The 24,141-nt window shown below is 64.5% G+C and carries 23 protein-coding genes; 13 read left to right on the forward strand and 10 right to left on the reverse strand.

Annotation, left to right across the window (positions count from 1 at the left end; all coding sequences use genetic code 11):
- Positions 1-86: 86 nt before the first annotated feature.
- From G4G71_RS12130 to G4G71_RS12150, 5 genes are all read right to left on the reverse strand, one after another.
- Positions 87-752: a methionine ABC transporter permease gene (locus G4G71_RS12130; protein WP_169942627.1), complete on the reverse strand. Its 666-nt coding sequence runs from the start codon at positions 750-752 to the stop codon at positions 87-89.
- Positions 752-2,125: an LLM class flavin-dependent oxidoreductase gene (locus G4G71_RS12135; protein WP_169937945.1), complete on the reverse strand. Its 1,374-nt coding sequence runs from the start codon at positions 2,123-2,125 to the stop codon at positions 752-754. The genes G4G71_RS12130 and G4G71_RS12135 overlap by 1 nt, the downstream gene beginning before the upstream one ends.
- Before the next feature lie 10 nt (positions 2,126-2,135).
- Entirely contained in the window at positions 2,136-3,359 is a 1,224-nt protein-coding gene (locus G4G71_RS12140; protein ID WP_169937947.1) for an SfnB family sulfur acquisition oxidoreductase, read from the reverse strand.
- 491 nt (positions 3,360-3,850) lie between these two features.
- The gene (locus tag G4G71_RS12145) at positions 3,851-4,330 is read right to left on the reverse strand and encodes a YbaK/EbsC family protein (RefSeq protein WP_169937949.1); all 480 of its coding nucleotides are present in this window, start codon (positions 4,328-4,330) and stop codon (positions 3,851-3,853) included.
- A 72-nt stretch (positions 4,331-4,402) separates the two neighbouring features.
- Positions 4,403-5,050 carry a hypothetical protein gene (locus tag G4G71_RS12150; RefSeq protein ID WP_169937951.1) on the reverse strand — a complete coding sequence of 216 codons (648 nt, stop codon included), beginning with the start codon at positions 5,048-5,050 and terminating at the stop codon, positions 4,403-4,405.
- Positions 5,051-5,298: 248 nt separating this feature from the next.
- Here G4G71_RS12150 and G4G71_RS12155 point away from each other — a divergent pair, with 248 nt between their 5' ends.
- Positions 5,299-5,724 carry a YciI family protein gene (locus G4G71_RS12155; protein WP_169937953.1) on the forward strand — a complete coding sequence of 142 codons (426 nt, stop codon included), beginning with the start codon at positions 5,299-5,301 and terminating at the stop codon, positions 5,722-5,724.
- 17 nt (positions 5,725-5,741) lie between these two features.
- Positions 5,742-6,158, forward strand: a complete 417-nt coding sequence (locus tag G4G71_RS12160; RefSeq protein ID WP_054907933.1) for a VOC family protein — start codon at positions 5,742-5,744, stop codon at positions 6,156-6,158.
- A gap of 89 nt (positions 6,159-6,247) precedes the next feature.
- Here G4G71_RS12160 and G4G71_RS12165 read toward each other — a convergent pair whose 3' ends face one another.
- Positions 6,248-7,294 (reverse strand): helix-turn-helix transcriptional regulator, encoded by a 1,047-nt coding sequence (locus G4G71_RS12165; protein ID WP_169937955.1) that lies wholly within the window; start codon positions 7,292-7,294, stop codon positions 6,248-6,250.
- Positions 7,295-7,405: 111 nt separating this feature from the next.
- Between G4G71_RS12165 and G4G71_RS12170 the strand changes: the two genes are divergently transcribed.
- Positions 7,406-9,154 carry an amidohydrolase gene (locus tag G4G71_RS12170; protein WP_169937957.1) on the forward strand — a complete coding sequence of 583 codons (1,749 nt, stop codon included), beginning with the start codon at positions 7,406-7,408 and terminating at the stop codon, positions 9,152-9,154.
- Complete coding sequence (locus G4G71_RS12175; RefSeq protein ID WP_169937959.1) at positions 9,151-10,074, forward strand: CobW family GTP-binding protein; 924 nt, start codon at positions 9,151-9,153, stop codon at positions 10,072-10,074. Before G4G71_RS12170 ends, G4G71_RS12175 begins: the two co-directional genes overlap by 4 nt.
- A gap of 145 nt (positions 10,075-10,219) precedes the next feature.
- On the opposite strand, the gene ppnP is transcribed toward G4G71_RS12175, so the two are convergent.
- Both ppnP and G4G71_RS12185 read right to left on the reverse strand, forming a co-directional pair.
- Entirely contained in the window at positions 10,220-10,501 is a 282-nt protein-coding gene (gene ppnP / locus G4G71_RS12180; RefSeq protein ID WP_024765480.1) for a pyrimidine/purine nucleoside phosphorylase, read from the reverse strand.
- 111 nt (positions 10,502-10,612) lie between these two features.
- Positions 10,613-11,164 (reverse strand): 3'-5' exonuclease, encoded by a 552-nt coding sequence (locus G4G71_RS12185; protein ID WP_024765479.1) that lies wholly within the window; start codon positions 11,162-11,164, stop codon positions 10,613-10,615.
- A gap of 103 nt (positions 11,165-11,267) precedes the next feature.
- Here G4G71_RS12185 and G4G71_RS12190 point away from each other — a divergent pair, with 103 nt between their 5' ends.
- A complete protein-coding gene (locus G4G71_RS12190) occupies positions 11,268-12,140 on the forward strand; it encodes an NAD(P)-dependent oxidoreductase (protein ID WP_169937961.1) in 873 nt (290 codons plus the stop codon).
- A 72-nt stretch (positions 12,141-12,212) separates the two neighbouring features.
- Here the strand turns inward: G4G71_RS12190 and G4G71_RS12195 are convergent, their stop codons facing one another.
- Complete coding sequence (locus tag G4G71_RS12195) at positions 12,213-12,554, reverse strand: DMT family protein (protein ID WP_045208042.1); 342 nt, start codon at positions 12,552-12,554, stop codon at positions 12,213-12,215.
- 70 nt (positions 12,555-12,624) lie between these two features.
- Here G4G71_RS12195 and G4G71_RS12200 point away from each other — a divergent pair, with 70 nt between their 5' ends.
- The 3 genes from G4G71_RS12200 (at position 12,625) to G4G71_RS12210 (ending at position 15,884) form a co-directional block, all read left to right on the forward strand.
- Entirely contained in the window at positions 12,625-14,874 is a 2,250-nt protein-coding gene (locus G4G71_RS12200; protein WP_169937963.1) for an alpha-glucosidase, read from the forward strand.
- Between the two features lie 25 nt (positions 14,875-14,899).
- Positions 14,900-15,154, forward strand: coding sequence for a YkgJ family cysteine cluster protein (locus G4G71_RS12205; protein WP_054907940.1), 255 nt, complete (start codon positions 14,900-14,902; stop codon positions 15,152-15,154).
- Positions 15,155-15,278: 124 nt separating this feature from the next.
- Positions 15,279-15,884, forward strand: a complete 606-nt coding sequence (locus G4G71_RS12210; protein WP_089285750.1) for an START domain-containing protein — start codon at positions 15,279-15,281, stop codon at positions 15,882-15,884.
- 265 nt (positions 15,885-16,149) lie between these two features.
- Here G4G71_RS12210 and gltA read toward each other — a convergent pair whose 3' ends face one another.
- Positions 16,150-17,433, reverse strand: coding sequence for a citrate synthase (gltA, locus tag G4G71_RS12215; RefSeq protein ID WP_045208034.1), 1,284 nt, complete (start codon positions 17,431-17,433; stop codon positions 16,150-16,152).
- A 355-nt stretch (positions 17,434-17,788) separates the two neighbouring features.
- On the opposite strand from gltA, the gene sdhC reads away from it, so the two are divergent.
- From sdhC to G4G71_RS12240, 5 genes are all read left to right on the forward strand, one after another.
- Positions 17,789-18,175, forward strand: coding sequence for a succinate dehydrogenase, cytochrome b556 subunit (sdhC, locus tag G4G71_RS12220; protein WP_162483999.1), 387 nt, complete (start codon positions 17,789-17,791; stop codon positions 18,173-18,175).
- The gene (gene sdhD / locus G4G71_RS12225; RefSeq protein WP_024765472.1) at positions 18,169-18,537 is read left to right on the forward strand and encodes a succinate dehydrogenase, hydrophobic membrane anchor protein; all 369 of its coding nucleotides are present in this window, start codon (positions 18,169-18,171) and stop codon (positions 18,535-18,537) included. Before sdhC ends, sdhD begins: the two co-directional genes overlap by 7 nt.
- A 3-nt stretch (positions 18,538-18,540) precedes the next feature.
- Positions 18,541-20,313, forward strand: a complete 1,773-nt coding sequence (gene sdhA / locus G4G71_RS12230; protein ID WP_054907941.1) for a succinate dehydrogenase flavoprotein subunit — start codon at positions 18,541-18,543, stop codon at positions 20,311-20,313.
- An 11-nt stretch (positions 20,314-20,324) separates the two neighbouring features.
- A complete protein-coding gene (locus tag G4G71_RS12235) occupies positions 20,325-21,032 on the forward strand; it encodes a succinate dehydrogenase iron-sulfur subunit (protein ID WP_024765470.1) in 708 nt (235 codons plus the stop codon).
- A 249-nt stretch (positions 21,033-21,281) separates the two neighbouring features.
- Positions 21,282-24,113 carry a 2-oxoglutarate dehydrogenase E1 component gene (locus G4G71_RS12240; protein ID WP_054907942.1) on the forward strand — a complete coding sequence of 944 codons (2,832 nt, stop codon included), beginning with the start codon at positions 21,282-21,284 and terminating at the stop codon, positions 24,111-24,113.
- The last annotated feature ends 28 nt before the right edge of the window (positions 24,114-24,141 follow it).

A 24,141-nucleotide genomic window follows, 5' to 3' on the forward strand; every position in this document is an offset into this window, starting at 1 on the left:
GTGGACGTGGGGCCTTGGTGGCAGCGGGGCCCGGCTGCCGGCGGGTGTTCTGGGTGCCGCTCCCGGAGAGGGAGTGGGCGGGGAATTCAGCGTCGGGTGTAGCGCGCCACCAGGCGGTCGCCGCTCATCTGCAGGGCCTGCACCAGCAGGATCAGCAGGGCGACGGTGATGATCATCACGTCGGTCTGGAAGCGCTGGTAACCGAAGCGGATCGCCAGGTCGCCGAGGCCGCCGCCGCCGATCACGCCGGACATCGCCGTGTAGTCCACCAGCACGATGGCGGTCACGGTGACGGCGGCGATCAGCCCGGTGCGCGCTTCCGGCAGCAGGGTGTGCCAGATGATCTGCCAGGTGCTGGCGCCCATCGCCTGGGTGGCTTCCACCAGGCCGCGGTCGACTTCGCGCAGGGCGGTTTCCACCAGCCGCGCGAAGAACGGCGTGCAGCCCACTACCAGCGGCGGAATGGCGCCGGGCACGCCCAGCGACGTGCCGGTGACCAGCGTGGTGACCGGGATCAGCACGATCAGCAGGATGATGAACGGCAGCGAACGCAGCATATTCACCACCACCGACAGCGCGCGGTACAGGCCGGGTCTGGCATGCAGCTGGCGCTTGCCGGTGAGGTACAGCAACACGCCCAGCGGCAGACCCAGCAATACGGTGAAGGCCAGCGCGCCGCCGAGCATGGCGAGGGTGTCCAGGCAGGCCTGGCCGAGGTCGTGCCAGTCGAGGTTGCGGAACCAGCCGTCCATCATGCGCGGCCCCTGCGCAGCCTGGCCGCGCGGTGCGAAGCGCCCAGGCGGTCGCCCTGGCCGAACAGCTTGTTGCGCAGCGTGCCCTGTTCGTACTCGCGCTTGAACAGGCCGCGCGCCTGTAGTTCCGGCACCAGCAGGTCGACGATGTCGACGAAGGTTTCCGGCGCCACCAGGCTGGAGAGGTTGAAGCCGTCCACGTCGGTTTCCTCGACCCAGGCCTGCAGCTGGTCCGCCACGGTCTGCGGCGAACCCACCAGCAGCGGGCCGTCGCCGCCCAGGGCGCAGTAGTCGGCGATTTCGGCTGCCGTCCACTGGCGCTCCGGGTCGGCAGCGCTGAAGGCGTCCACCGCGGACTGGATGGCGTCGCTCTGTACGTGGCGCAACACCTGGTCCGGCGCGTACTGGCCGAAGTCGATGCCGGTCCAGCCGGAAACCAGCGCCAGGGCGCCTTCGCGGTCGCTGTACTGGCGGTAGTCTTCCAGCTTGGCCAGCGCTTCGGCATCGGTCGGCGCGACGATCACGGTGAGCTGGTTCAGCACCAGTACGTCGCCGGGTTGGCGGCCGGCTTCCACGGCGAGGCGGCGCAGGTCGGCCACCTGGTCGCGGAGGATGTTTTTGGTCGGCGCGGCGACGAACACGCACTCGGCGTTGCCCGCGGCAAAGGCCTTGCCACGGCTCGACGCGCCGGCCTGGTACAGAACCGGCGTGCGCTGCGGCGACGGCTGGCTGAGATGGAAGCCGGGCACCTCGAAGTGCTCGCCCTTGTGCTCGATGGGGTGGACCTTGCGCGGGTCGGCGTAGACGCCGCTCTTGCGGTCGGCGACCACGGCGTCATCGTCCCAGCTGGCTTCCCAGAGCTTGTAGCAGACCTCCAGGTACTCGGCGGCCAGGGCATAGCGCTGCTGGTGGTTGAGCTGCTGCTTCAGCCCCAGGTTGCGCGCGCCACTGTTGAGGTAGGAGGTGACGATGTTCCAGCCGGCGCGGCCACGGGTCAGGTGATCCAGTGTGGACATGCGCCGGGCGAACGGGAACGGGTGCTCGAACGACACCGAGGCGGTGATGCCGAAGCCCAGGTGCTCGGTGGCCGCGGCCATGGCCGGGACGATCTGCAGCGGGTCGTTGGCCGGCACCTGGGCGCCGGCGCTCAGCGCGGCGTCAGCGTTGCCGTGGTAGACGTCGTAGACGCCCAGCACGTCGGCCAGGAACAGGCCGTCGATCCTGCCGCGTTCGAGGGTTTTCGCCAGTTCGATCCAGTAATGGATGTCGGTGTAGCGCGCGGCCTGCTGGTCGCGCGGGTGGCGCCAGAGGCCGGGCGAGAGGTGGCCGACGCAGTTCATGGCGAAGGCGTTGAGGCGAATCTGCTTGCTCATGGCGATGGCCTCAGTTCCAGTCGTGGCGCGGCGGGCGCTTGTCGTTGAGCAGCCAGTTGCCGACCAGGTGGTACTTCCAGCGCACCGGGTCGTGCAGGGTGTGCACGCGGGCGTTGCGCCAGTGGCGGTCGAGGGCGTGGCGGGCGAGGGTGGAGCGGGTGCCGCCCAGCTCGAACAGCTTGTTGGAGGCGTCGATGGCGACCTCGGTGGTCAGCACCTTGGCCTTGGCCACGGCAACCGAGGCTCGGGCCACGCTGTCTTCGTCCGGCGCCGGGCGGGCGGCATCCATCACTTTGCCGGCACGTTCCAGCAGAGCGTCGGCGGCTTCGATACGGATGCCCAGTTCACCGACCTGAATGATGGTCAGCGGGTCTTCGCTTGCCTTCTCCACGCCGGCGTCGATCCACGGGCGCGCCTGTTCGCGGACGAAGGCGATGGTGTCGCGCAGCGCGGCGCGGGCAATGCCGGCATCGATGGCGGCGGTGGTGAGCTGCGCGAACGGGCCGGCCAGGGTCGGCACGTCGTAGGAGCGGTGGGTTGGGAAGACGTTGAACGCCGGCACACGCAGGCCTTCCACCAGCACGGTGCCGCTGGAGGTGGTGCGCTGGCCGATGCTCGCCCAGTCGTCGACGATCACCAGCCCCGGCGTGCCGCGTGGGACGAAGGCGAGCTGGGCATTGCCCTGTTCGTCCAGGCCCAGCACGCCGAGCCAGTGGGCGTAGAGCGAGCCGGTGCAGTAACCCTTGCGACCGTCGAGCACGACATGGTCGCCGTCGCGGCGCAGGCGGGTCTGGATGTCCTGCACGGTCTTGCCGCCGGTTTCCGACAGTGCGTTGGCGAAGCGGTTGCCCTTGAGCGCGAGGTCGAAGAAGAAGCGCTTCTGCTCGTCGCTGCCCTGCAGGCGGATGTCCTCCAGCAGGCAGTAGTGGTTCTGCGGAATCTGCCCCAGCGACGGGTCGGCGGCGGAGATGATGGCGATGACTTCCGCGAGCGTGGCGTAGGACACCTCGGCGCCGCCAAAGGCACGCGGCACGCTGATGCCCCACAGGCCGCTGTTGGAGTAGACCTCGACCACTTCCGGCGGGACTTCGCGGTTGCGGTCGCGCTCGGCGGCGCCTTCGAGCAGGAAGGCGGCAACCTTGTGGGCGACGTCGATGGCCTCGGCGTCGGAGGCGATTACCTGGGCGTTCGGCTCACGGATGTCGTAGTGGGCGGACTCGGGGAGTTGGGACATGGCAGTACAGCGACCTCGGGGCAGATGAATCGGCCCGGTGTTCGGGCCTGTCTGTCCAGGTCATTGCACAAGCTGTGCCGGAATTTAAAAGTCTTGTAAATCAATGGTTTGGTGTTTTTCGCCAACAGTTGAGGCGCTGGGCAAACAGCAAAGTGTTGGGCGGGTGTTGCTGTGGCAACAGTGGTGGGGCAGGGGATATACCTTGGCGGATCGGAGCGGCCTGACGCCAATCGCGGACGGAGTCCGCTCCTGCGAGATGCTTCTGCGCTTGGGTCGGCCCTCACCCTAACCCTCTCCCAAAGGGAGAGGGGACCGTTCGGTGCAGGATGAAACTTCGGCGTCAACGGGCACGGACGGCTCCCTCTCCCTTCGGGAGAGGGCTGGGGTGAGGGGAAAGTATCGGCACGGATTCACCGGAAGAAGACAGTTGCTCCTACCGAGAATTTCCATCGGGTGCAGGAGCGGACTTCGTCCGCGGTGGGTCGGCAAACCTAAGCGGGTTGATCAACCAGCTCCTGGCAGACATCGATCCAGTCCGCCGCCACCAGCTCCGCCATGCGCTGCGGCCCGATCCTCACAGCGCTGTGCACCGCGCCGGCCGCCGGCAGCACCTCATCGAACGCCTGCAACGACACATCGCAATACACCGGCAACGGCGTCGCCAGGCCGAACGGGCAGACCCCGCCTACGGGGTGGCCGGTCAACTCCACGACTTCCTCGGCGCCGAGCATCCTGGCCTTGCCGCCAAAGGCTTCCTTGAGCTTGCGGTTGTCCAGCCGCGCATCGCCGCGTGCTACCACCAGCACGGTGCGTTCGCCGACGCGCAGGGATAGCGTCTTGGCGATGCGGCCCGGCTCCACGCCGTGGGCCTCGGCGGCCAGGGCGACGGTGGCGGTGCTGGTTTCCAGCTCGATGATGGCGATGTCGGGGGCTTTCTCGGCGAAGAAGGCGCGAACCGATTCCAGGCTCATGGGGCAATGCTCCGTGTCGTGCGAAAAGGTCTGAATCTAAGAAGCGCGGAGAAGACTGTCCAGCCCGGAAGGTTAGCGCCCGATGAGCAGGGTTTCGATGTCCGGTACGCGCAGCGCCTGCTCTGCGCATACCAGCGTCAGGCGCGCGGCGAAGACTCGCAGTTCCCGGTCGGCAGCGTGCACGGCGCGGGTCAGTTCGCTTAGCGGCACGGTCACCGAATGCAGCGGCGGCGGTGGGGAAAAGCCTTCGCCCGGTCCGTTGAAGTCAAAATTGGCGGATTGGTTCTGCAGGCTGATATGGGGCGAAGGGTGGCCGCTGTAGAGGTAGGCACCCTTGCCGGCGGCGATGCGCTTCCAGCTGTGCAGGTCGCCCAGGTCGCTGCAGCACTGCGGGAACAGGACATCGAGACTGCCCATCCGCAGTACATAGCCGCCGGGCAGGGGTTGAATCTGTTTCCAGTCCCCCGAGCCCGTCAGCCCCTCTTCACAGTGCAGCCGTATCAGGCGCGAAATGTCAGCATCGCTCAGCTCGGCGATACGGTGGAGTGCGCTACCCGGCCGGTAGGGCCTGAGGCTCGGGTCGAAGCCGCTGGCCCTCAGATTGCGCTCATGAAAGGCCCGCCAGCTTTCCACGTGCTCCCAGTACGGCCCCTCGGTCGGCACCGGCACGGAGTCGACCAGGTAGAACAGTTCGATGACGGGAATGAGCTGGACCTGCATGGGGGCGCCCGGAGTTTTCCGAACGGCACGTTCTAATGGCGTTGGCCCTGGGCGTCCATAGCGAATTTTCCCATTTCGCCGGCTGCAGGCCTTGGCGCGACCTATGCTCAAAGCCCCCGTAGCACCCCTGAGAATATTTTTGCGTGGGCTGTCGATTCGCCGTCACGCCCTTCGACTATTCGTCAGGAACCGGATGAAACCGGCCGCCACGCTGGCAATTACAAGAGAATGACAAGAGGAGAAAACCCATGCGTTTCATGGTGATCGTCAAAGCCACCGCCGACTCCGAGGCGGGTGTGATGCCCAAGGAAGAACTGCTCGCCGCCATGGGGGCGTTCAACGAGGAACTGGTCAAGGCCGGGGTGATGCTGGCGGGCGAAGGGCTGCACCCCAGCGCCAAGGGCGCACGGGTGCGCTTCGATGGCGCTTCGCGGCAGGTGATCGACGGCCCGTTCGCCGAAACCAAGGAGTTGATCGCCGGCTTCTGGATCATGCAGACCGCGTCGCTGCAGGAGTGCATCGACTGGGTCAAGCGCTCGCCCAATCCCTTCGATGGGCAGTCCGAGATCGAAATCCGGCAGATCTTCGAGGCCGAGGACTTCGGCGCCGAATTCACCCCGGAACTGCGTGAGCAGGAAGAACGCCTGCGCGCCGAAATCGCCAGCAAATCCTGAATCTGGAGGACACCGCCATGTTGATGAATGCCTACCTGGTCTTTGACGGCAACTGCGAGGAAGCCTTCCGTTATTACGCCGAGGTGCTGCGCGCCGAGCTGCCGGCGCTGATGCGCTTCTCCGATGCGCCGGGCTGCGAGGACATGCCCGAGGCGCTGAAGAACCGTGTCATCCATGTTCGCCTGGAGGTGGACGGCCACGTGCTGATGGGCTCGGATGCCTCGCCCCAGTGCGGCCAGTACGAAGGCGTGAAGGGCGTTTCGATCACCCTCAACGTCGACAGCAAGGCCGAGGCGCGGCGTCTCTTCGACGCCCTCGGCAAGGGCGGCAAGGTCACCATGCCGCTGGACCAGACGTTCTGGGCCGAGCTGTTCGGCGCGGTGGAAGACCGCTTCGGGGTGCCGTGGATGATCAATTGCGAGAAAGAAGCCTGAGTGCGCCTCGATAATCCGTAGGGCGCATAACGCGCCAGCGTTATCCGCCGTGGTGTTGCCGGCGGATAACCTGTTCCAGGTTATGCACCCTACGGCTGCTCCTTCCCACCGTTGGCGCGGAACCGCTCCGGTGTCGTCCCGGTAAACCGCTGGAATGCCCGGTGGAAGCTGGTGACGTGTTCGTAGCCGAGCAGGAAGGCAATCTCCTGCAACGCCATCCGGCTGGCCAGCAGATAACGCTGGGCCAGCGCCATCCGCACCTCCAGCACGATGCCCTTGAAGGTCAGCCCGTGCTCGCGCAACCGGCGTTGCAGCGTATGCGGCGGCAGGCGCAACCAGGCGGCGGTCTGCTCCAGGTCCGGCAGGGGGATGCGCGCGTTCTGCAACAGGTAGTAACGCACATCGTCTGGTAGCGCCGGGCCGCGTTCGAAACTGGCCAGCGTTGCCGCTCCCTGGGCCTGGCACAGCTGGCTCACCGAGGGGTTGGCGGTGGAGAAGGGTTGGTCATGGAATGGCTTCGGCATCCACAGCTCGGCCTGGCCGGCATTGAAATGGCAGGGGCCGGGGAATATCTGGCGGTACAGCGCCGCATGGGCCGGCGGCGGGTAGGGCAGGTGCAACTGCATGTCGGCGCAGTGTTCCAGGTCCGGCAAGCGCTGGCACAACCAGCGCCAGGTACTGCTCAGCCATTCCTCGCAGAGCGCGATGCGCTCTACTTCACTGAAAGGCGGCAATTGCAGCGTCAGGCGAATGTGCTCGCCGACTTCCTCGCGGTGGGTGTGGATCGGGTGCGGCATCAGGCTTGACGGCTGGCCGAGGGAGATGTCCCAGGAGCGCCGCAGGTTCGCCGCGCTGATCAGCGCGTAGCCGATCACTCCCAGGTCATAAAGGTTGTAGCGCTGGCCCAGGCGCAGGTAGAAGTCGCTCGGGCCGAGCAACCCGGCGGCCTGCTGCAGCAGGCGATAGTAGCGGGCGAAGTTCATCTCGGTGGCTGCCGCTTCTCCGCTCGGCGGCAAGCCCAGGCCGCCGAGCAGGGGAGCCACGGGCGGCAGGGTGGGGCGAGCGCGCCATTCGTCTAGGAAATGGCGGAACAGCTGGCGCGCGGCGTAATCGATGTCGAAGGAAGCGGTGGGCATTCGCGCGATCAACCTGTCTTTTAATGCTAGTGAGTTGTCATCTTGTGCTAGTCAATGGCTGAAAGTCGAGCCCTATACTGCCCCCACGGACAAGAACAACAAGGGCATCCCATGACCGCTCCGGACCGCTTCCGCTCCTCCAATTCCCCCAGCGACCGCTTCGCAGAACTGCTGCTGCACAACGGCCGCTTCTACACCCTCGACCCCGCCCAGCCCTGGGCCGAGGCCGTGGCCGTCCGCGATGGCCGGCTGCTGGCGGTAGGCCGGCGCGAGGACATGGAGCACCTGATCGGCCCGGACACCCTGGTGCGTGATCTCGAAGGCGTCTTCTGCATGCCCGGCCTGCACGACATGCACACCCACCCGGACCTGGCGCTGGCGCCTCGCTACGCCGACGACCTCGACGTCGGCATCGAGGACCCGACTCCGGAGCAACTGGCGAAAGCGATCCGCGACTATGCCGACAGCCACCCTGGCGATGGCTGGGTCTACGGCCAGTACTGGGTGCGTTATACCTTCCGCGAGGCCGGGCTGAAGCCGGGCCGCGAGTGGCTCGACAGCATCCTGCCGGATCGCCCGGTGGCACTGCTCGACCGCATGTGGGGCACCATGATGGTCAACTCTCGCGCCCTGGAGCTGGCCCGCATCGACGCCAACACCCCCGATCCGCGAAATGGTTACCTGGAGCGTGACGAGCTCACCGGCGAGCCCAACGGCCTGATGATCGACGGCGCCTACGCGCTGATCCATGCCGCCATGCCGCCGACCCCGGCCAAGGTGCTGCGCCAGGCTTACCGTGATGGCGTGCACTTCCAGAGTTCGCGCGGGGTCACGGCGGCAAAGTACGTGCACGTCTGCGAGAGTCGCCTGGATGCCCTCAAGCACCTGGACGACGCCGGCCAACTGACCCTGCGGGTGGAAGCAGCGATCAGCTGGCAGGACGATATCTTCCCGGTCCGTCGCCGCTGGGAACTGCTCAGCGGCGAACGCCACTACTACCGCAGCGCACGGTTGTCGGCGAACGCGGTGAAATTCCACTTCGACGGTACCGTCGAACCGCGTTCCTCCTTCCTTATTACGCCGTGGCCGGGCGAGGAGGCCTGGCGCGGCAAGCTGAACCTGACCCCGGAGCACATCACCGACATGGTGGTGGACATGGATCGCCGTGGCATCCGTGTGATTGCCCATTGCACCGGCGATGCGGCGTCCGACGTGTTCCTCGACGCGGTGGCCGAAGCGCGCCGGCGCAACGGCTTCAGCGGCATACGCCACCAGTGCGCGCACAGCACCATCCTGCATCCGGGCAACCTCAAGCGCTTCCGCGAGCTGGAGGTGATCGCCGAGTTCTCCCCGGCGGCCTGGTACCCGACGCCCTTTGCCAGCGGCGCGCGCTCCGGCTACGGTGCGGACCGCCTGAAGCGCATCTACGACTTCAAGGGCGTGCTGGCCGCTGGCGGCATCGCGGTGTTCGGCACCGACTGGCCGGTGGCATCCATCGACCCCTGGCTGGCGCTGGAAACCCTGGTCACCCGGCAGAACCCGTGGAACGACGACCCGGCCTGCTTTGGCGAACCGATCAGCCTGGAACAGGCGATCCGCGTGGCGACCCTCAACGGCGCCTACGCCATGGGCCTGGAAAACCTCACCGGCAGCCTGGAGGCGGGCAAGTCGGCGGACTTCATCGTGCTCGATCGCAACCTCTTCGAGCAGCCGGCTCGCAACTACATCCACCGCACCGAAGTGCAGCTGACCTTCGTCGAGGGTCGGCCGGTCTACGACCGCCTCGGCCAGTTCGCCGACACGCCGCTGGCGGCTGTCTGGCAGGGCGAGCCGCCGCGCATCGAAGGCGTCAACGCATGAACGCCGCGAGCATCCCGGTGACGGTGGTTGCCGGCTTCCTCGGCGCCGGCAAGACCACGCTGCTGCGCAACCTGCTGGAGCGCTGCGAAGGTCGGCGGCTGGCGGTGATCGTCAATGATTTCGGCGAGTTGAACATCGACGCCGGGATGATCGCCGAGCAGACCGAGGCCGTGTACAGCCTGGAGAACGGCTGCATCTGCTGCTCGGTGCAGGACGACCTGCTGGCGCAGCTGGAACGGCTGGCGAATATGCACCCGCCGCTGGAACAGGTGGTGATCGAGTGCAGCGGGGTGTCCGACCCGCAGCGCATCGTGCAGACACTGGGCTACCCGAAGCTGCGCCGGCGCCTGCACCTGGATGCGGTGCTGACCGTGGTCGACGCTGCCCGTCGTGAGCCGCTCGAAGGCGAATATGCGCGGCTGGAACGCATGCAGGCGGCCGCCGCCGATCTGCTGCTGCTGAACAAGTGCGACCTGCTCGAAGCCGATGAGCTGGCCGCCCAGCGCGAGCGCTTCGGCCGTGGCGCGCGGGTGCTGGAAACCATCCAGGCGCAGATTCCCGATGAGCTGCTGCTGGGCGAGCCGTCGCGCAAGCTCCGGCCGCATGGGCAGGAAGGTGTCGACCATGGCGATCTGTTCGACAGCTGGAGCTGGCAGGGCGATGAAAGCTTCGACGGCGTGCGGCTGAAACACTGGCTGGAGACATTGCCGCACGGGTTGCTGCGCCTCAAGGGACTGATCCGTCTGAAGGGGCAGGGTGATGTGCAGTGGCTGCAGTATGTGGGCGGGCGCTATCAACTGCGCCCGGCGACGGCGGCCGAGGCGGCGCAGGGATCGCGGCTGGTGTTCATCGTCGAGAAGGATGCGGGGCTGCGGGCTGATCTCGCGGCTGGCCTGCGAGCCTGCTTTTGCCCGTCGTAGGAGCGAGCTTGCTCGCGAACATTTTCCCGGCTGCCGCGCGGTTGGGCGGTTCGCGAGCAAGCTCGCTCCTACAGGTTTGATCCACCCTGTACGCGGGCAATAAAAAACCGGCCACCAGGGCCGGTTTTTCATGGAACAGCCGAACTCAGCGGTATTCGCAGAGGTAGGCGGTGTCCTGGGCGACTTTCAACTGGAACTTGCTGTTGGCCGGCACGGTGAAGTTGCTGCCGCCTTCGAAGGTTTCCCAGCTGTCGCTGCCAGGCAGCTTGACGGTCAGCGCGCCGGCGACGACGTGCATCACCTCCAGCTGGCTGGTGCCGAATTCGTATTCGCCGGGAGCCATCACGCCGATGGTGGCGGGGCCTGCGGTCATGTCGAAGGCGATGGATTTGACGGTGCCGTCGAAGTACTCGTTGACCTTGAACATGGGCTTCTCCTGCTAGAGGGGTGAAAAAGGGCCCGCCAGTATGCCCAAGGGCGCAGGCCCCGTCACTAGAGCGGCGCAGGCGACCGTACGGTCAGTGAATGAAGCCTTCTTTCAGCCGGCCACCGGCAGTGTCAGCGGCAACAGGCGGGCGGTATTGCGGGCGTCCTCCAGGGCGCGGTGCGGCTGTCCCTGGAAGTTCAATCCGGCCAGGTGCAGCGCGGCATTCAGACCCACCGGCCGCTTGAGCTGGCGGGCCTGGGCGAAGCGCTGTTTGAGGTTGACGTGAGGAACACGGGCCAGGTGGCTGTCCAGGTTCTGGCGGCGCCATTCCAGTTCCAGCTGGTGGCGGTCGTAGTCGCCCCAGCTGGTCCAACCGGCCAGGCGCGGGCGGTGCTGGGCCAGCCAGCGCTCGAATTGCGGCCAGACCTCATGCAGGGGCGCGGCGGCATCGACGTTGGCCTGGGTAATGTGGGTGAGTTCGCGACAGAAGGCAGTCAGCAGCGGTCGCCGTTGCGGGCGCACGAAGCGCTGGAAGTGATCCAGCTCGCGGCCGTCGGCCTCGGCCACCAGGCTGGCGCCGATCTCGATGATTTCCATTTCCTCGACCGGCCAGCCGCCTTCCTCGGTGGTGGCTTCCAGGTCGATCACCAGCCAGTGGGGCATAGTCGGTGCTCGTGGTTGGGTTCGAATCGAGTATGGAAGGCGTTTGCGGGGCCGGCAAACCGCTGTGCTAGGCTGACCGGCTACCAGGACAAGGGGGATCAAGATGGCGAAAGTGGCATTCATCGGTCTGGGTGTGATGGGCTATCCCATGGCCGGGCATCTGGCGCGCGAAGGGCATGAGGTGTGCGTCTACAACCGCACCGCGAGCCGCGCGGCCCAGTGGGTCAGGCAGTTCGGCGGCAGTTCGGCGGACACTCCGCGCGGGGCCGCGCAGTGGGCTGATTTCGTGATGTGCTGCGTCGGCAACGATGACGACCTGCGCAGCGTGGTGCTGGGCGAGGACGGCGCGTTGGCCGGTATGCAGCCGGGCGCCGTGCTGGTGGACCACACCACCGCTTCGGCCGAAGTGGCCCGCGAACTGGCCGTGGCGGCGGCGGAGCGCGAGCTGGGCTTCCTTGATGCGCCGGTCTCCGGCGGCCAGGCTGGCGCCGAGAACGGTGCGCTGACGGTGATGGTCGGCGGCGATGCGGACCTCTATGCCCGCGCCGAACCGGTGATTGCCACCTACGCGCGCATGGTGCGGCGCATGGGCCCGGTGGGCAGCGGCCAACTGACCAAGATGGTCAACCAGATTTGCGTGGGCGGCTTGCTGCAAGGGCTGTCCGAGGCGCTGCACTTCGCCCAGAGCGCCGGCCTCGACGGCATGGCGGCCATGGAAGTGATCAGCAAGGGCGCGGCGCAATCCTGGCAATTGGAGAACCGTCATCAGAGCATGCTGGAAGGGCGCTTCGATTTCGGCTTCGCGGTGGACTGGATGCGCAAGGACCTGGGGATCGTGCTCGACGAGGCTCGCCGCAACGGCGCGCAACTGCCGGTCACGGCGCTGGTCGACCAGTTTTACGCCGAGGTGCAGGCCGCCGGTGGCGGGCGCTGGGATACCTCCAGCCTGATCACCCGCCTCCAGGACTCGCCCTAGTCCTGACCCGCTCTATTCCCCGCAGGTGGCGCCATCGGTCGCAGAGATCGTCGTGCGCCGCTGATGCCCGCCTCAGGCGCGGAAGATAAAGTACACCGCGCCCAGCAGGCACAAGCCGGCCCACAAGTAGTCGAGCTTCAGTGGCTGCTGCATGAAGTACACGCTGAACGGCACGAAGACCGCCAGCGTGATGACCTCCTGCATGATCTTCAGTTGCCCCACCGACATCACCGTGTAGCCGATGCGGTTGGCCGGTACCTGCAATAAATACTCGAAGAGTGCGATGCCCCAGCTGACCAGCGCCGCGATGATCCACGGCTTGCTGCTCAGGGTTTTCAGGTGGCCGTACCAGGCGAAGGTCATGAACAGGTTGGAAAGCGACAGAAGAAACGCGGTTTGCAGCCAGACCGGCATGGCAGAGGCTCCAGAGAGGGACTGCGCCTGAGCCTAGTGGAGCGCCGCGCGACAGCCAAGGGGCGGAGATTTGATCAGGTTCGTATTGCGGGGAAGCGCGGCGCTGTTGGTGCTGGGGTTGCTGGCGTTCGGCGGCTGGAAGGGTTGGCAGTGGTGGCAGCAGCGGCCGGTATGGGCGCAGCTGACGGTGGCGCCGTCCATGGCTGCCGGGCAGAACTGGACGCTGGGCGACTATCGCCTGGAGTGGGACGGCGAGTCTTTCGCCCTGCGCGCGGGTGAGCATCCCGCACAGACGCTGTGGCAGACCCATGGCGGATTCCTCGCCGCCGGCATAGGGCGCGTAGAGGCCGAAGAGCACCGTGGCGCGATGTTCGTCCACGAACACCGCGAGTTGCTGTGTCGCCAGCAACAGTTGGATGCCGTTCGGGGCGGCCCGGATGAGCTGCTGATCTCGGGGAAACTGGGTTGCGACGATGGTCGACAGGTGCCTTACAGCGTTGCACTGCGTGCCGATGGCGGGCGCGGCGTGCTGATGGATGTGAGCCTGGATGACCCGGCGCTTAACCGTCTCTATCTGGCTTGGGCGCGGGAGGCCGACGAGCAGTTTCACGGCTTCGGCGAGCAGTTCCCCCGTTTCGACCTGAGCGGGCGCCGTCTGCCGATCCTGGTGCAGGAGCAGGGCGTCGGGCGCGGTTTGCAGCCGATCACCCTGGCTGCCGACCTGACCAACCGCGCCGGTGGCGATTGGTGGACCACCTACGCGCCGGTACCTTTCTACCTCACCTCGCGCCTGCACGGCTTCTTCAGCGAGGCGTCGGAGTACCAGGTCTTCGACCTGCGCGACGACCAGCGCGTGGCGCTGGAAGTGCACGCTGGCAAACTCAAGGCGCACTTCTATAAAGGCAGCAGTCCCAAGGCACTGATCGAGGCACACACCTCGGTAGTCGGGCGCATGCCGCCGTTGCCGGCCTGGACGCAGCAGGGGGCGATCCTCGGGCTGCAGGGCGGCACCGAGCGTGTGCGTGGCATCGTCCACCAGCTGGAGCAAGCGAAGGTGCCGCTGGCCGGCGTCTGGGTGCAGGACTGGGTCGGCCAGCGCACTACCAGTTTCGGCAAGCAACTGTGGTGGAACTGGGTACTCGATGGTGAGCGCTATCCGGGCTGGTCGGCGTTCAATGCCGAGCTGCGGGCCAAGGGGATTCGCAGCCTGGCGTATGTGAATCCCTTCCTGGTGGACACGGCGGAGAAGGGCGGGGCGACCCGCAATCTCTACCAGGAAGCGCTGGAGCACGGCTACCTGACTGTGGACGCCCAGGGACAGCCCCTGCTATTGCAGAACACCAGCTTCAGCGCCGGGCTGGTCGACCTGACCAATCCTCAGGCCGCTGAATGGCTGCGCGGAGTGATGCGAGAGGAAATGCTCGGCGCCGGCTTCTCCGGCTGGATGGCGGACTTCGGCGAGGCCTTGCCCTATGAAGCGAAGCTGGCGTCCGGTGAGCCGGCCGCGGCGCTGCACAATCGCTATCCTGAGCTGTGGGCGAAGCTGAACCGGCAACTGGTGGACGAGGAAGGGCCAGGTGAGTTGCTGTTCTTCATGCGCTCCGCCTACAGCCGCAGCCCCGGCCTGACCACCAGCCTGTGGCTGGGTGACCAACTGGTGACCTGGGATGCCAACGATGGCCTGCACAGCGCGCTGTTGGGATTGCTCTCCGGGGGCATTTCCGGGTTCAGCCTGAACCACAGCGACACCGGTGGCTACACCACCATCAGCAGCCCGATCCGCGACTACCACCGCAGCGAGGAGCTGCTGCTGCGCTGGACGGAGTTTTCCGCCTTCACCAGCCTGCTGCGCACCCACGAGGGCAATCGCCCGGACGACAACGTGCAGGCCTACAGCACACCGGCTGCTGTGGCGCAGTTGCAGCGCTTCGCCACGGTATTCCGCGAGCTTGCGCCCTATCGCCAGCGCCTGATGGACGAGGCGGCGAAGCATGGCTGGCCGCTGGTGCGCCCGTTGTGGCTGGAATTCCCCGCTGATCCGGCCAGCTTGGCGGAAACGCCGACGAGCTATATGCTCGGCGACCAATTTCTGGTGGCCCCGGTGCTGGAGCCCGGCGTGCAGCGCCTGAGCGTGGCATTGCCCGAGGGCCGCTGGGTGCACCTGTGGAGCGGCAGTACCTTCGGAGTGGCTTCCGGCGGGGCGGTCGAAGTGCCCGCGCCGATCGGCGAGCCGGCGGTGTTCTACCGCGCCGGTTCCGCCGATGGCGAACACCTGGTGGCGGCGCTGCGCGAGCAGGGGCTGCTGCGCTCCAACCCATGATCAGCGAGTCGAGAGTTCATCAACCATGCAATGCCGTATCGGCTGTGGCGCCTGCTGCATAGCGCCGTCGATTTCCTCGCCCATCCCCGGCATGCCCGATGGCAAGCCGGCGGGGGTGCGCTGCGTGCAACTGGATGAGCGCAATCTGTGCAAACTATTCGGCGACTCACGGCGTCCAAAGGTCTGTGCGGCCTTCGATGCGGACGCCGATGCCTGTGGCAGCAGCAACGAACAGGCCCTGCAGATCCTCACCGAGTGGGAACGCATCACCGCCGCCTGATGTGACTTGGAAGTCACGATTTCGCGGTCCATACTGACGCCCCGATCCGCTCAAGACCGCGGATTGCGACAGGGCGCCGGCAATTGCCGACCCCACGAGACCAAGAATAAAGAGAGGTAAGACGATGCGTGGTGTATTGCGTATGACCCTGCTGGCCACTGCCGTGATGGGCTTTGCCGGTACTGCCCTGGCGGAAGACTGGAAGCTGGAGAAGGAAGACGACGGTGTGAAGGTCTTCCTCAGCCCGGTCGCAGGTTCCAAGTACAAGGCTTACCGTGGCGTCGTCGACATCAAGGCCGATGTGGCCAAGATCAACGCCCTGCAGGAAGACGTGGCCGGCTCCTGCAAGTGGATCCACGCCTGCGCCGAAATGCGCCTGCTGAAAACCGAAGGCGACAATTCCTGGACCTACTCGAAGATCGACATGCCCTGGCCGGTGACCGGCCGCGACGTGGTGATCCACGTGACCACCGAGAAGACCGCTGACGGCGGCCTGATCCGCCATCTCAAGGCCGAACCGACCTATATCCCGGAAGAGAAAGGCGAAATCCGCGTGCCGAAGCTGATCGGCGAGTGGAAGCTGGTGCCCAAGGGCGCCGGTGTGACCGAGGTGACCTACCAGGTGCAAACCGAACCGGGTGGCAGCATTCCGTCCTGGCTGGCCAACAGTTTCGTGGTCGATGCGCCGATGAATACCCTGAAGGGCCTGCGCAGCGCTGCCGAGAAGTAATCGGCGCTGTCGTTCCCTTTCGTGAAGAAGCCGCCCTCGGGCGGCTTTTTCGTTCCTGTAAAAAAGGGGCCGTGATCGCGGTTACGTACATTGCGTGATCCTGCAATCGTGTGCCGGCCGGCTCTTCGTAGGAGCGAGCTTGCTCGCGAATGGGGTTTCCGGCCGCATTGGCGTCAAGGGGTTCGCGAGCAAGCTCGCTCCTACAGAAAAGCCGTGGCAATAAAAAGGCCGCCCGAAGGCGGCCTTTTCATTCGCACCGTAGCGATTAGCGGGCCTTGAGGTCCACGAAGTCGCGCTGGGTGGCGCCGGTGTACAGCTGGCGCGGACGGCCAATCTTGTACGGGCCGGAGAGCATTTCCTGCCAGTGCGAGATCCAGCCCACGGTACGTGCCAGGGCGAAGATCACGGTGAACATGCTGGTCGGAATACCGATGGCCTTCAGGATGATGCCGGAGTAGAAGTCCACGTTCGGGTAGAGGTTGCGCTCCACGAAGTAGGGGTCGTGGCGGGCGATTTCTTCCAGCTTCATGGCCAGTTCCAGCTGCGGGTCGTTGATACCCAGCTCCTGGAGAACCTCGTCGCAGGTCTGTTTCATGACCTTGGCGCGCGGGTCGAAGTTCTTGTAGACGCGGTGGCCGAAGCCCATCAGCTTGAACGGATCGTTCTTGTCCTTGGCCTTCGCCACGAACTTCTCGATGTTCGATACGTCACCGATCTCGTCCAGCATGCGCAGAACGGCTTCGTTCGCACCGCCGTGAGCCGGTCCCCACAGGGCAGCGATGCCCGAGGCGATACAGGCGAACGGGTTGGCGCCCGAGGAGCCCGCCAGTCGCACGGTGGAGGTGGAGGCGTTCTGCTCGTGGTCGGCGTGCAGGATGAAGATGCGGTCCATGGCCTTGGCCAGCACAGGGCTGATCGGCTTGGTCTCGCAGGGGGTGTTGAACATCATATGCAGGAAGTTCTCTGCATAGTTCAGGTCGTTGCGCGGGTACATCATCGGCTCGCCCTTGGAGTACTTGTACACCATGGCGGCGATGGTCGGCATCTTGGCGATCAGACGATGCGCCGAGACTTCCCGGTGCTTCGGATTATTGATGTCCAGGGAGTCGTGATAGAAGGCGGAGAGGGCACCGATCACGCCGCACATAACGGCCATCGGGTGCGCATCACGGCGGAAACCGTTGAAGAAGGTCTTCAGCTGCTCGTGAACCATGGTGTGGTTCTTGATGGTGCCGACGAACTTCTCTTTCTGCTCGGCAGTGGGCAGTTCGCCGTTGAGCAGCAGGTAGCAGGTTTCCAGGTAGTCGGACTTCTCGGCGAGCTGTTCGATCGGGTAGCCGCGATGCAGCAGTACACCTTTATCACCATCGATGTAGGTGATCTTCGACTCGCAGGAGGCGGTGGACATGAAGCCGGGGTCGAAAGTGAAGTGACCCGTGGAGGTCAGGCCCCGCACGTCGACAACATCGGGACCCAGCGTGCCGGAGAGGACAGGCAGTTCGACGGGGGCAGCGCCCTCGATGATCAACTGCGCTTTTTTGTCAGCCATGATAGGCCTCCTATTTATGCTTGAAATCATCTGTACGACCCCCCACGCAGGGCCCGCACCACTATAGAGAGATAAATCCGAATGTCAATTTGCACAATCGGAGAAGTTTGGCTCCTCCAAGCCCCTGTTTTGCCGGAAAAATTTGCCTGTTTACGCCTTTTATGGGGGTGCGGCAATTAGTCCTTAGGTGGAGGTCTTTCCGTTGTCATTAGGGGCCTAACTGTCTATACTCGGCGACCAGCCGCCAAGGGCCGTCCGGCCTAGCTTGATTGGTGGTTGTCACTCCCGAAGGTGATGGGTACCTGACAAGTGCACCTCCCGACAACTAGCCCTGATCCATAGAAGGGCTCTCAGTGTGAAAAAAGCCGTGAATAGCAAACGACCCGTAAACCTAGACCTAAGGACCATCCAACTCCCTATCACTGCTTACACGTCGATTCTCCACCGTATCTCCGGCGTCATTCTGTTCGTGGGCATCGCAGTGCTGCTGTTCGCACTGGATCGTTCCCTCGCATCCGAAGACAGCTTCGAGCAGGTGAAGGCGTGTCTGACCCATCCGTTGGTCAAGCTTGTGATTTGGGGCCTGCTGTCTGCGCTGCTGTACCACCTGGTAGCCGGTATTCGTCACCTCGTCATGGACGCAGGTATTGGCGAAACACTGGAAGGCGGTAAGCGTGGTTCGAAAATCGTCATCGCTGTCGCAGTGGTGCTGATCGTTCTGGCGGGGGTATGGGTATGGTAACTAACGTCACTAACTTGTCGCGTTCGGGTCTCTATGACTGGATGGTCCAGCGCGTCTCCGCGGTCGTTCTCGCGGCTTATGTTCTCTTCCTGCTGGGCTTCCTGATCGCTCACCCAGGTATCACCTACGCCGAGTGGCATGGTCTGTTCTCCCACAGCCTGATGAAGATCTTCAGCCTGTTGACGCTGGTTTCCCTGAGCGTGCACGCCTGGGTCGGTATGTGGACCATCACCACCGACTACCTGACTCCGATGGCGCTGGGCAAGTCCGCGACCGTCGTGCGTTTCCTCGTCCAGGCGGTATGCGGCATGGCCATGTTCGCATTCTTCGTCTGGGGTGTGCAGATTCTCTGGGGTAACTGATCCATGGCTAGCATTCGTACTCTTTCCTTCGACGCCATCATCGTTGGTGGCGGCGGCGCCGGCATGCGTGCCGCACTGCAACTGGCCCAGGGTGGTCACAAGACTGCCGTGGTGACCAAGGTCTTCCCGACCCGTTCGCACACCGTATCCGCCCAGGGCGGCATCACCTGCGCCATCGCTTCGGCCGACCCGAACGACGATTGGCGCTGGCACATGTACGACACCGTCAAGGGCTCCGACTACATCGGTGACCAGGACGCTATCGAATACATGTGCTCCGTCGGCCCGGAAGCCGTGTTCGAACTGGAACACATGGGCCTGCCGTTCTCCCGTACCGAGCAGGGCCGCATCTACCAGCGTCCGTTCGGTGGCCAGTCCAAGGACTTCGGCAAGGGTGGCCAGGCTGCGCGTACCTGCGCCGCGGCTGACCGTACCGGTCACGCCCTGCTGCACACCCTCTATCAGGCCAACCTGAAGAACGGTACTTCCTTCCTTAATGAGTGGTACGCGGTCGATCTGGTGAAGAACCAGGACGGTCATGTGGTTGGCGTCATCGCCATCGACATCGAAACCGGCGACACCGTTTATATCCGCTCCAAGGCCGTGGTCCTGGCCACTGGCGGTGCCGGCCGTATCTACGCCTCCACCACCAACGCCCTGATCAACACCGGTGACGGTATCGGCATGGCGCTGCGCGCTGGTGTGCCGGTGCAGGACATCGAGATGTGGCAGTTCCACCCGACCGGCATCGCCGGCGCTGGTGTACTGGTCACCGAAGGCTGCCGCGGTGAAGGCGGCTACCTGATCAACGCCCATGGCGAGCGTTTCATGGAGCGTTACGCTCCGAACGCCAAGGACCTGGCCGGCCGCGACGTGGTTGCCCGTTCCATGGTCAAGGAAGTGATCGCCGGCAACGGCGTGGGCCCGAACAAGGACCACGTACTGCTGAAGCTCGACCACCTCGGCGAAGAAGTTCTGCACAGCCGCCTGCCTGGCATCTGCGAACTGTCCAAGACCTTCGCCCACGTCGACCCGGTTGTCGCTCCGATCCCGGTCATCCCGACCTGCCACTACATGATGGGCGGCGTTGCCACCAACATCCATGGCCAGGCCCTGACCACCGATGCCAACGGCAACGAGCAGATCATCGAAGGCCTGTTCGCCGTAGGCGAAGTTGCTTGCGTATCGGTACACGGCGCCAACCGCCTGGGCGGCAACTCGCTGCTCGACCTGGTTGTGTTCGGTCGTGCCACCGGCCTGCACCTGGAGAAGGCGCTCAAGGATGGTATCGAGCACCGCCAGGCTTCCGAGTCCGACCTGGAATCCGCTTTCAAGCGCCTGAACGGCGTGAACGAGCGCACCAGCGGCGAAGAAGTCGCTCCGCTCAAGCGCGAGCTGCAATCCTGCATGCAGAACTACTTCGGTGTGTTCCGTACCGGCGAGTACATGCAGAAAGGTATCGCTCAGTTGGCTGATCTGCGTGAGCGTATCGCCACCGTCAAGATCAACGACAAGAGCCAGGCATTCAACACGGCGCGTATCGAAGCGCTGGAACTGCAGAACCTCCTCGAAGTGGCCGAAGCCACTGCGATTGCGGCAGAAGCCCGCAAAGAGTCCCGCGGCGCGCATGCCCGTGAAGACTTCGAGGAGCGCGATGACGAGAACTGGCTGTGCCACACCCTGTACTTCCCGGGTGAGAAGCGTGTAGCCAAGCGTGCCGTCAACTTCGCGCCGAAAACTGTTCCGGCATTCGAACCCAAGGTTCGTACTTACTAAGGGTGCCCGCCATGTTGCAAGTGAGTGTTTACCGCTACAACCCTGAGAAGGACGCTGCACCCTACATGCAGGACTTCCAGGTCGATACCGACGGCAAGGACATCATGGTCCTGGACGTGCTGGCTCTGATCAAGGAACAGGACGAGGGCTTCTCCTATCGTCGTTCCTGCCGTGAAGGCGTGTGCGGTTCCGACGGTATGAACATCAACGGCAAGAACGGCCTGGCCTGCATCACCCCCCTGTCGGCCGCTGGCCTGAAGGGCGGCAAGCTGGTTCTGCGTCCGCTGCCGGGCCTGCCGGTCATTCGTGACCTGGTCGTCGACATGCGCATCTTCTACAAGCAGTACGAGAGCGTGAAGCCGTTCCTGCAGAACAAATATGCAGCTCCGGCCATCGAGCGTCTGCAAAGCCCGGAAGAGCGCGAGAAGCTGGACGGTCTGTACGAGTGCATCCTGTGCGCCTGCTGCTCGACCTCCTGCCCGTCGTTCTGGTGGAACCCCGACAAGTTCCTGGGTCCCGCCGCGCTGCTGCAGGCCTATCGCTTCCTGGCCGACAGCCGTGACACCGAAACTCAGGCGCGCCTGGCGAGCCTGGATGACCCGTTCAGCGTTTTCCGCTGCCGCGGGATCATGAACTGCGTGAACGTTTGCCCGAAGGGTCTGAACCCCACCAAGGCAATCGGTCACATCCGTAACATGCTGCTGCAGAGCGGCACTTGATCTGCGGGCCTCGCGCCCACAGATCATGAAAGAGCGACACCTGTGCCGCCGGAACATTGTCCGGCGGTACAGTCCTTAGGACCCAAGCCCACAAAGCGGGGGTCCTGTATTGAAAACGTATATATGACCAGCAGGGGCATCCGGGCTGGTACCCGGACTATCTGCGGGAATCGGTGGCTTGAAGTCGCTGTGTTTGACTTCGCGCCAGAGGTTCCACAGGTGGAGTCCCCTTACCGAGGGTGACCAAGCATGCACGAAAGCGTAATGCAGCGGATGTGGAACAGTGCCCATCTATCCGGTGGAAACGCTGCCTACGTCGAAGAGCTCTACGAGCTCTACCTGCACGACCCGAACGCTGTGCCAGAAGAGTGGCGCACGTACTTCCAGAAGCTTCCTGCCGACGGCAATCCTGCCCCCGACGTTTCGCATTCCTCTATCCGTGATCATTTCGTACTCCTGGCCAAGAACCAGCGCCGCGCCGCGCCTGTTTCCGCTGGCAGCGTAAGCACCGAGCACGAGAAAAAGCAGGTTGAAGTCCTGCGTCTGATCCTGGCATACCGTCTGCGTGGACATCAGGCAGCATCGCTCGATCCGCTGGGTCTCTGGGTGCGTACCGCTCCCTCCGACCTGTCGCTGGAACATTACGGGCTCACCGCTGCAGACCTCGACACTACTTTCCGGACCGGTGAGCTCTACATCGGCAAGGAAGAAGCGACCCTGCGTGAAATCATCGATGCGCTGAAGCAGACCTACTGCAGCACCATCGGCGCCGAGTTCATGCACATCGTCGACTCCGAGCAGCGTCACTGGTTCGCCCAGCGCCTGGAAAGCGTCCGTGGCCGTCCGACGTACTCCGCCGACGCCCGCTCCCACCTGCTCGAGCGCCTGACCGCTGCCGAAGGCCTGGAAAAATACCTGGGCACCAAGTACCCGGGCACCAAGCGCTTCGGCCTGGAAGGCGGCGAGAGCCTGATCCCGATGGTCGACGAGATCATCCAGCGCTCCGGCTCCTATGGTGTGAAGGAAATCGTCATCGGCATGGCTCACCGCGGCCGTCTGAACGTCCTGGTCAACACCCTGGGCAAGAACCCGCGCGAGCTGTTCGACGAGTTCGAAGGCAAGAAGCTGGTCGAGATGGGCTCCGGTGACGTGAAGTACCACCAGGGCTTCTCCTCCAACGTCATGACCACCGGCGGCGAAGTCCACCTCGCCCTGGCGTTCAACCCCTCGCACCTGGAAATCGTTTCCCCGGTGGTCGAGGGCTCGGTACGCGCCCGCCAGGACCGTCGCAAGGACGGCACCGGCGACAAGGTCGTGCCGATCTCCATCCACGGTGATGCCGCCTTCGCGGGGCAGGGCGTGGTCATGGAGACCTTCCAGATGTCGCAGACCCGTGCTTACAAGACGGGCGGCACCATCCACATCGTGATCAACAACCAGGTGGGCTTCACCACCAGCCGCCAGGACGATGCTCGTTCCACCGAGTACGCGACCGACGTGGCCAAGATGATCCAGGCGCCGATCTTCCATGTGAACGGCGACGATCCGGAAGCGGTCCTGTTCGTGACCCAGCTGGCCGTCGACTACCGCATGCAGTTCAAGCGTGACGTGGTCATCGACCTGGTCTGCTACCGCCGTCGCGGCCACAACGAGGCCGACGAGCCGAGCGGCACCCAGCCGCTGATGTATCAGCAGATCGCCAAGCAGCGCACCACCCGTGACCTGTATGCCGATGCGCTGATCGCAGCCGGCGTGCAGACCACCGAGCAGGCCCAGGAGAAGGTCGACGAATACCGCGACGCTCTCGACAACGGCCAGCACGTGGTGAAGAGCCTGGTGAAGGAGCCCAACAAGGAGCTCTTCGTCGACTGGCGTCCGTACGTGGGCCATGCCTGGACCGCGCGACACGACACCCGCTTCGACCTGAAGACCCTGCAGGACCTCTCCGCCAAGCTGCTGGAAACCCCGGACGGCTTCGTCATGCAGCGTCAGGTGCAGAAGATCTACGAAGACCGCGCGAAGATGGCTGCCGGCGGCATGCCCATCAACTGGGGCTTCGCCGAGAACCTGGCCTACGCCACCCTGCTGTTCGAAGGTCACCCGGTGCGCATGACCGGTCAGGACGTCGGCCGCGGCACCTTCTCGCACCGCCACGCGGCGCTGCACAACCAGAAGGATGACTCGGTCTACATTCCCCTGGCCAATCTGTTCGAAGGTCAGCCGCGCGTCAGCCTGTACGACTCCTACCTTTCGGAAGAAGCAGTACTGGCATTCGAATACGGCTACGCCACCACCATGCCGAATGCACTGGTGACCTGGGAAGCCCAGTTCGGTGACTTCGCCAACGGTGCACAGGTCGTGATCGACCAGTTCATCACCAGCGGCGAAACCAAGTGGCAACGTCTGTGTGGTCTGACCATGCTGCTGCCGCACGGTTACGAAGGCCAGGGTCCGGAGCACTCCTCCGCGCGCCTGGAGCGTTACCTGCAGCTGTGCGCCGAGCAGAACATCCAGGTCTGCGTGCCGACTACCCCGGCGCAGGTCTACCACATGCTGCGCCGTCAGGTGATCCGTCCGCTGCGCAAGCCGCTGATCGTGATGACTCCGAAGTCGCTGCTGCGTCACAAGCTGGCCATCTCGACCCTGGAAGATCTGGCCGACGGTTCGTTCCAGACTGTGATCAACGAGATCGACAGCCTGGATCCGAAGAAAGTCGACCGCATCGTGCTGTGCAGCGGCAAGGTCTACTACGACCTGCTGGAGAAGCGTCGCGCCGAAGGTCTCGAGAACATCGCGATCGTTCGCCTCGAGCAGCTGTATCCCTTCCCGGAAGACGATCTGGCCGAGGTGCTGTCGCAGTACAAGAACCTCAAGCACATCGTCTGGTGTCAGGAAGAGCCGATGAACCAGGGTGCCTGGTTCTGCTCGCAGCACCATATGCGTCGTGTCATCGCCGCGCACAAGAAAGGTCTCAACCTGGAATACGCGGGCCGCGAAGGCTCGGCAGCTCCGGCTTGCGGCTACGCTTCGATGCACGCCGAGCAGCAGGAAAAACTGCTGCAGGACGCCTTCACCGTTTAACGCCAACGCGCAGTTGATACCGAATTTA

The sequence above is a fragment of the Pseudomonas multiresinivorans genome (genome assembly GCF_012971725.1).
Lineage (GTDB): Bacteria > Pseudomonadota > Gammaproteobacteria > Pseudomonadales > Pseudomonadaceae > Pseudomonas > Pseudomonas multiresinivorans.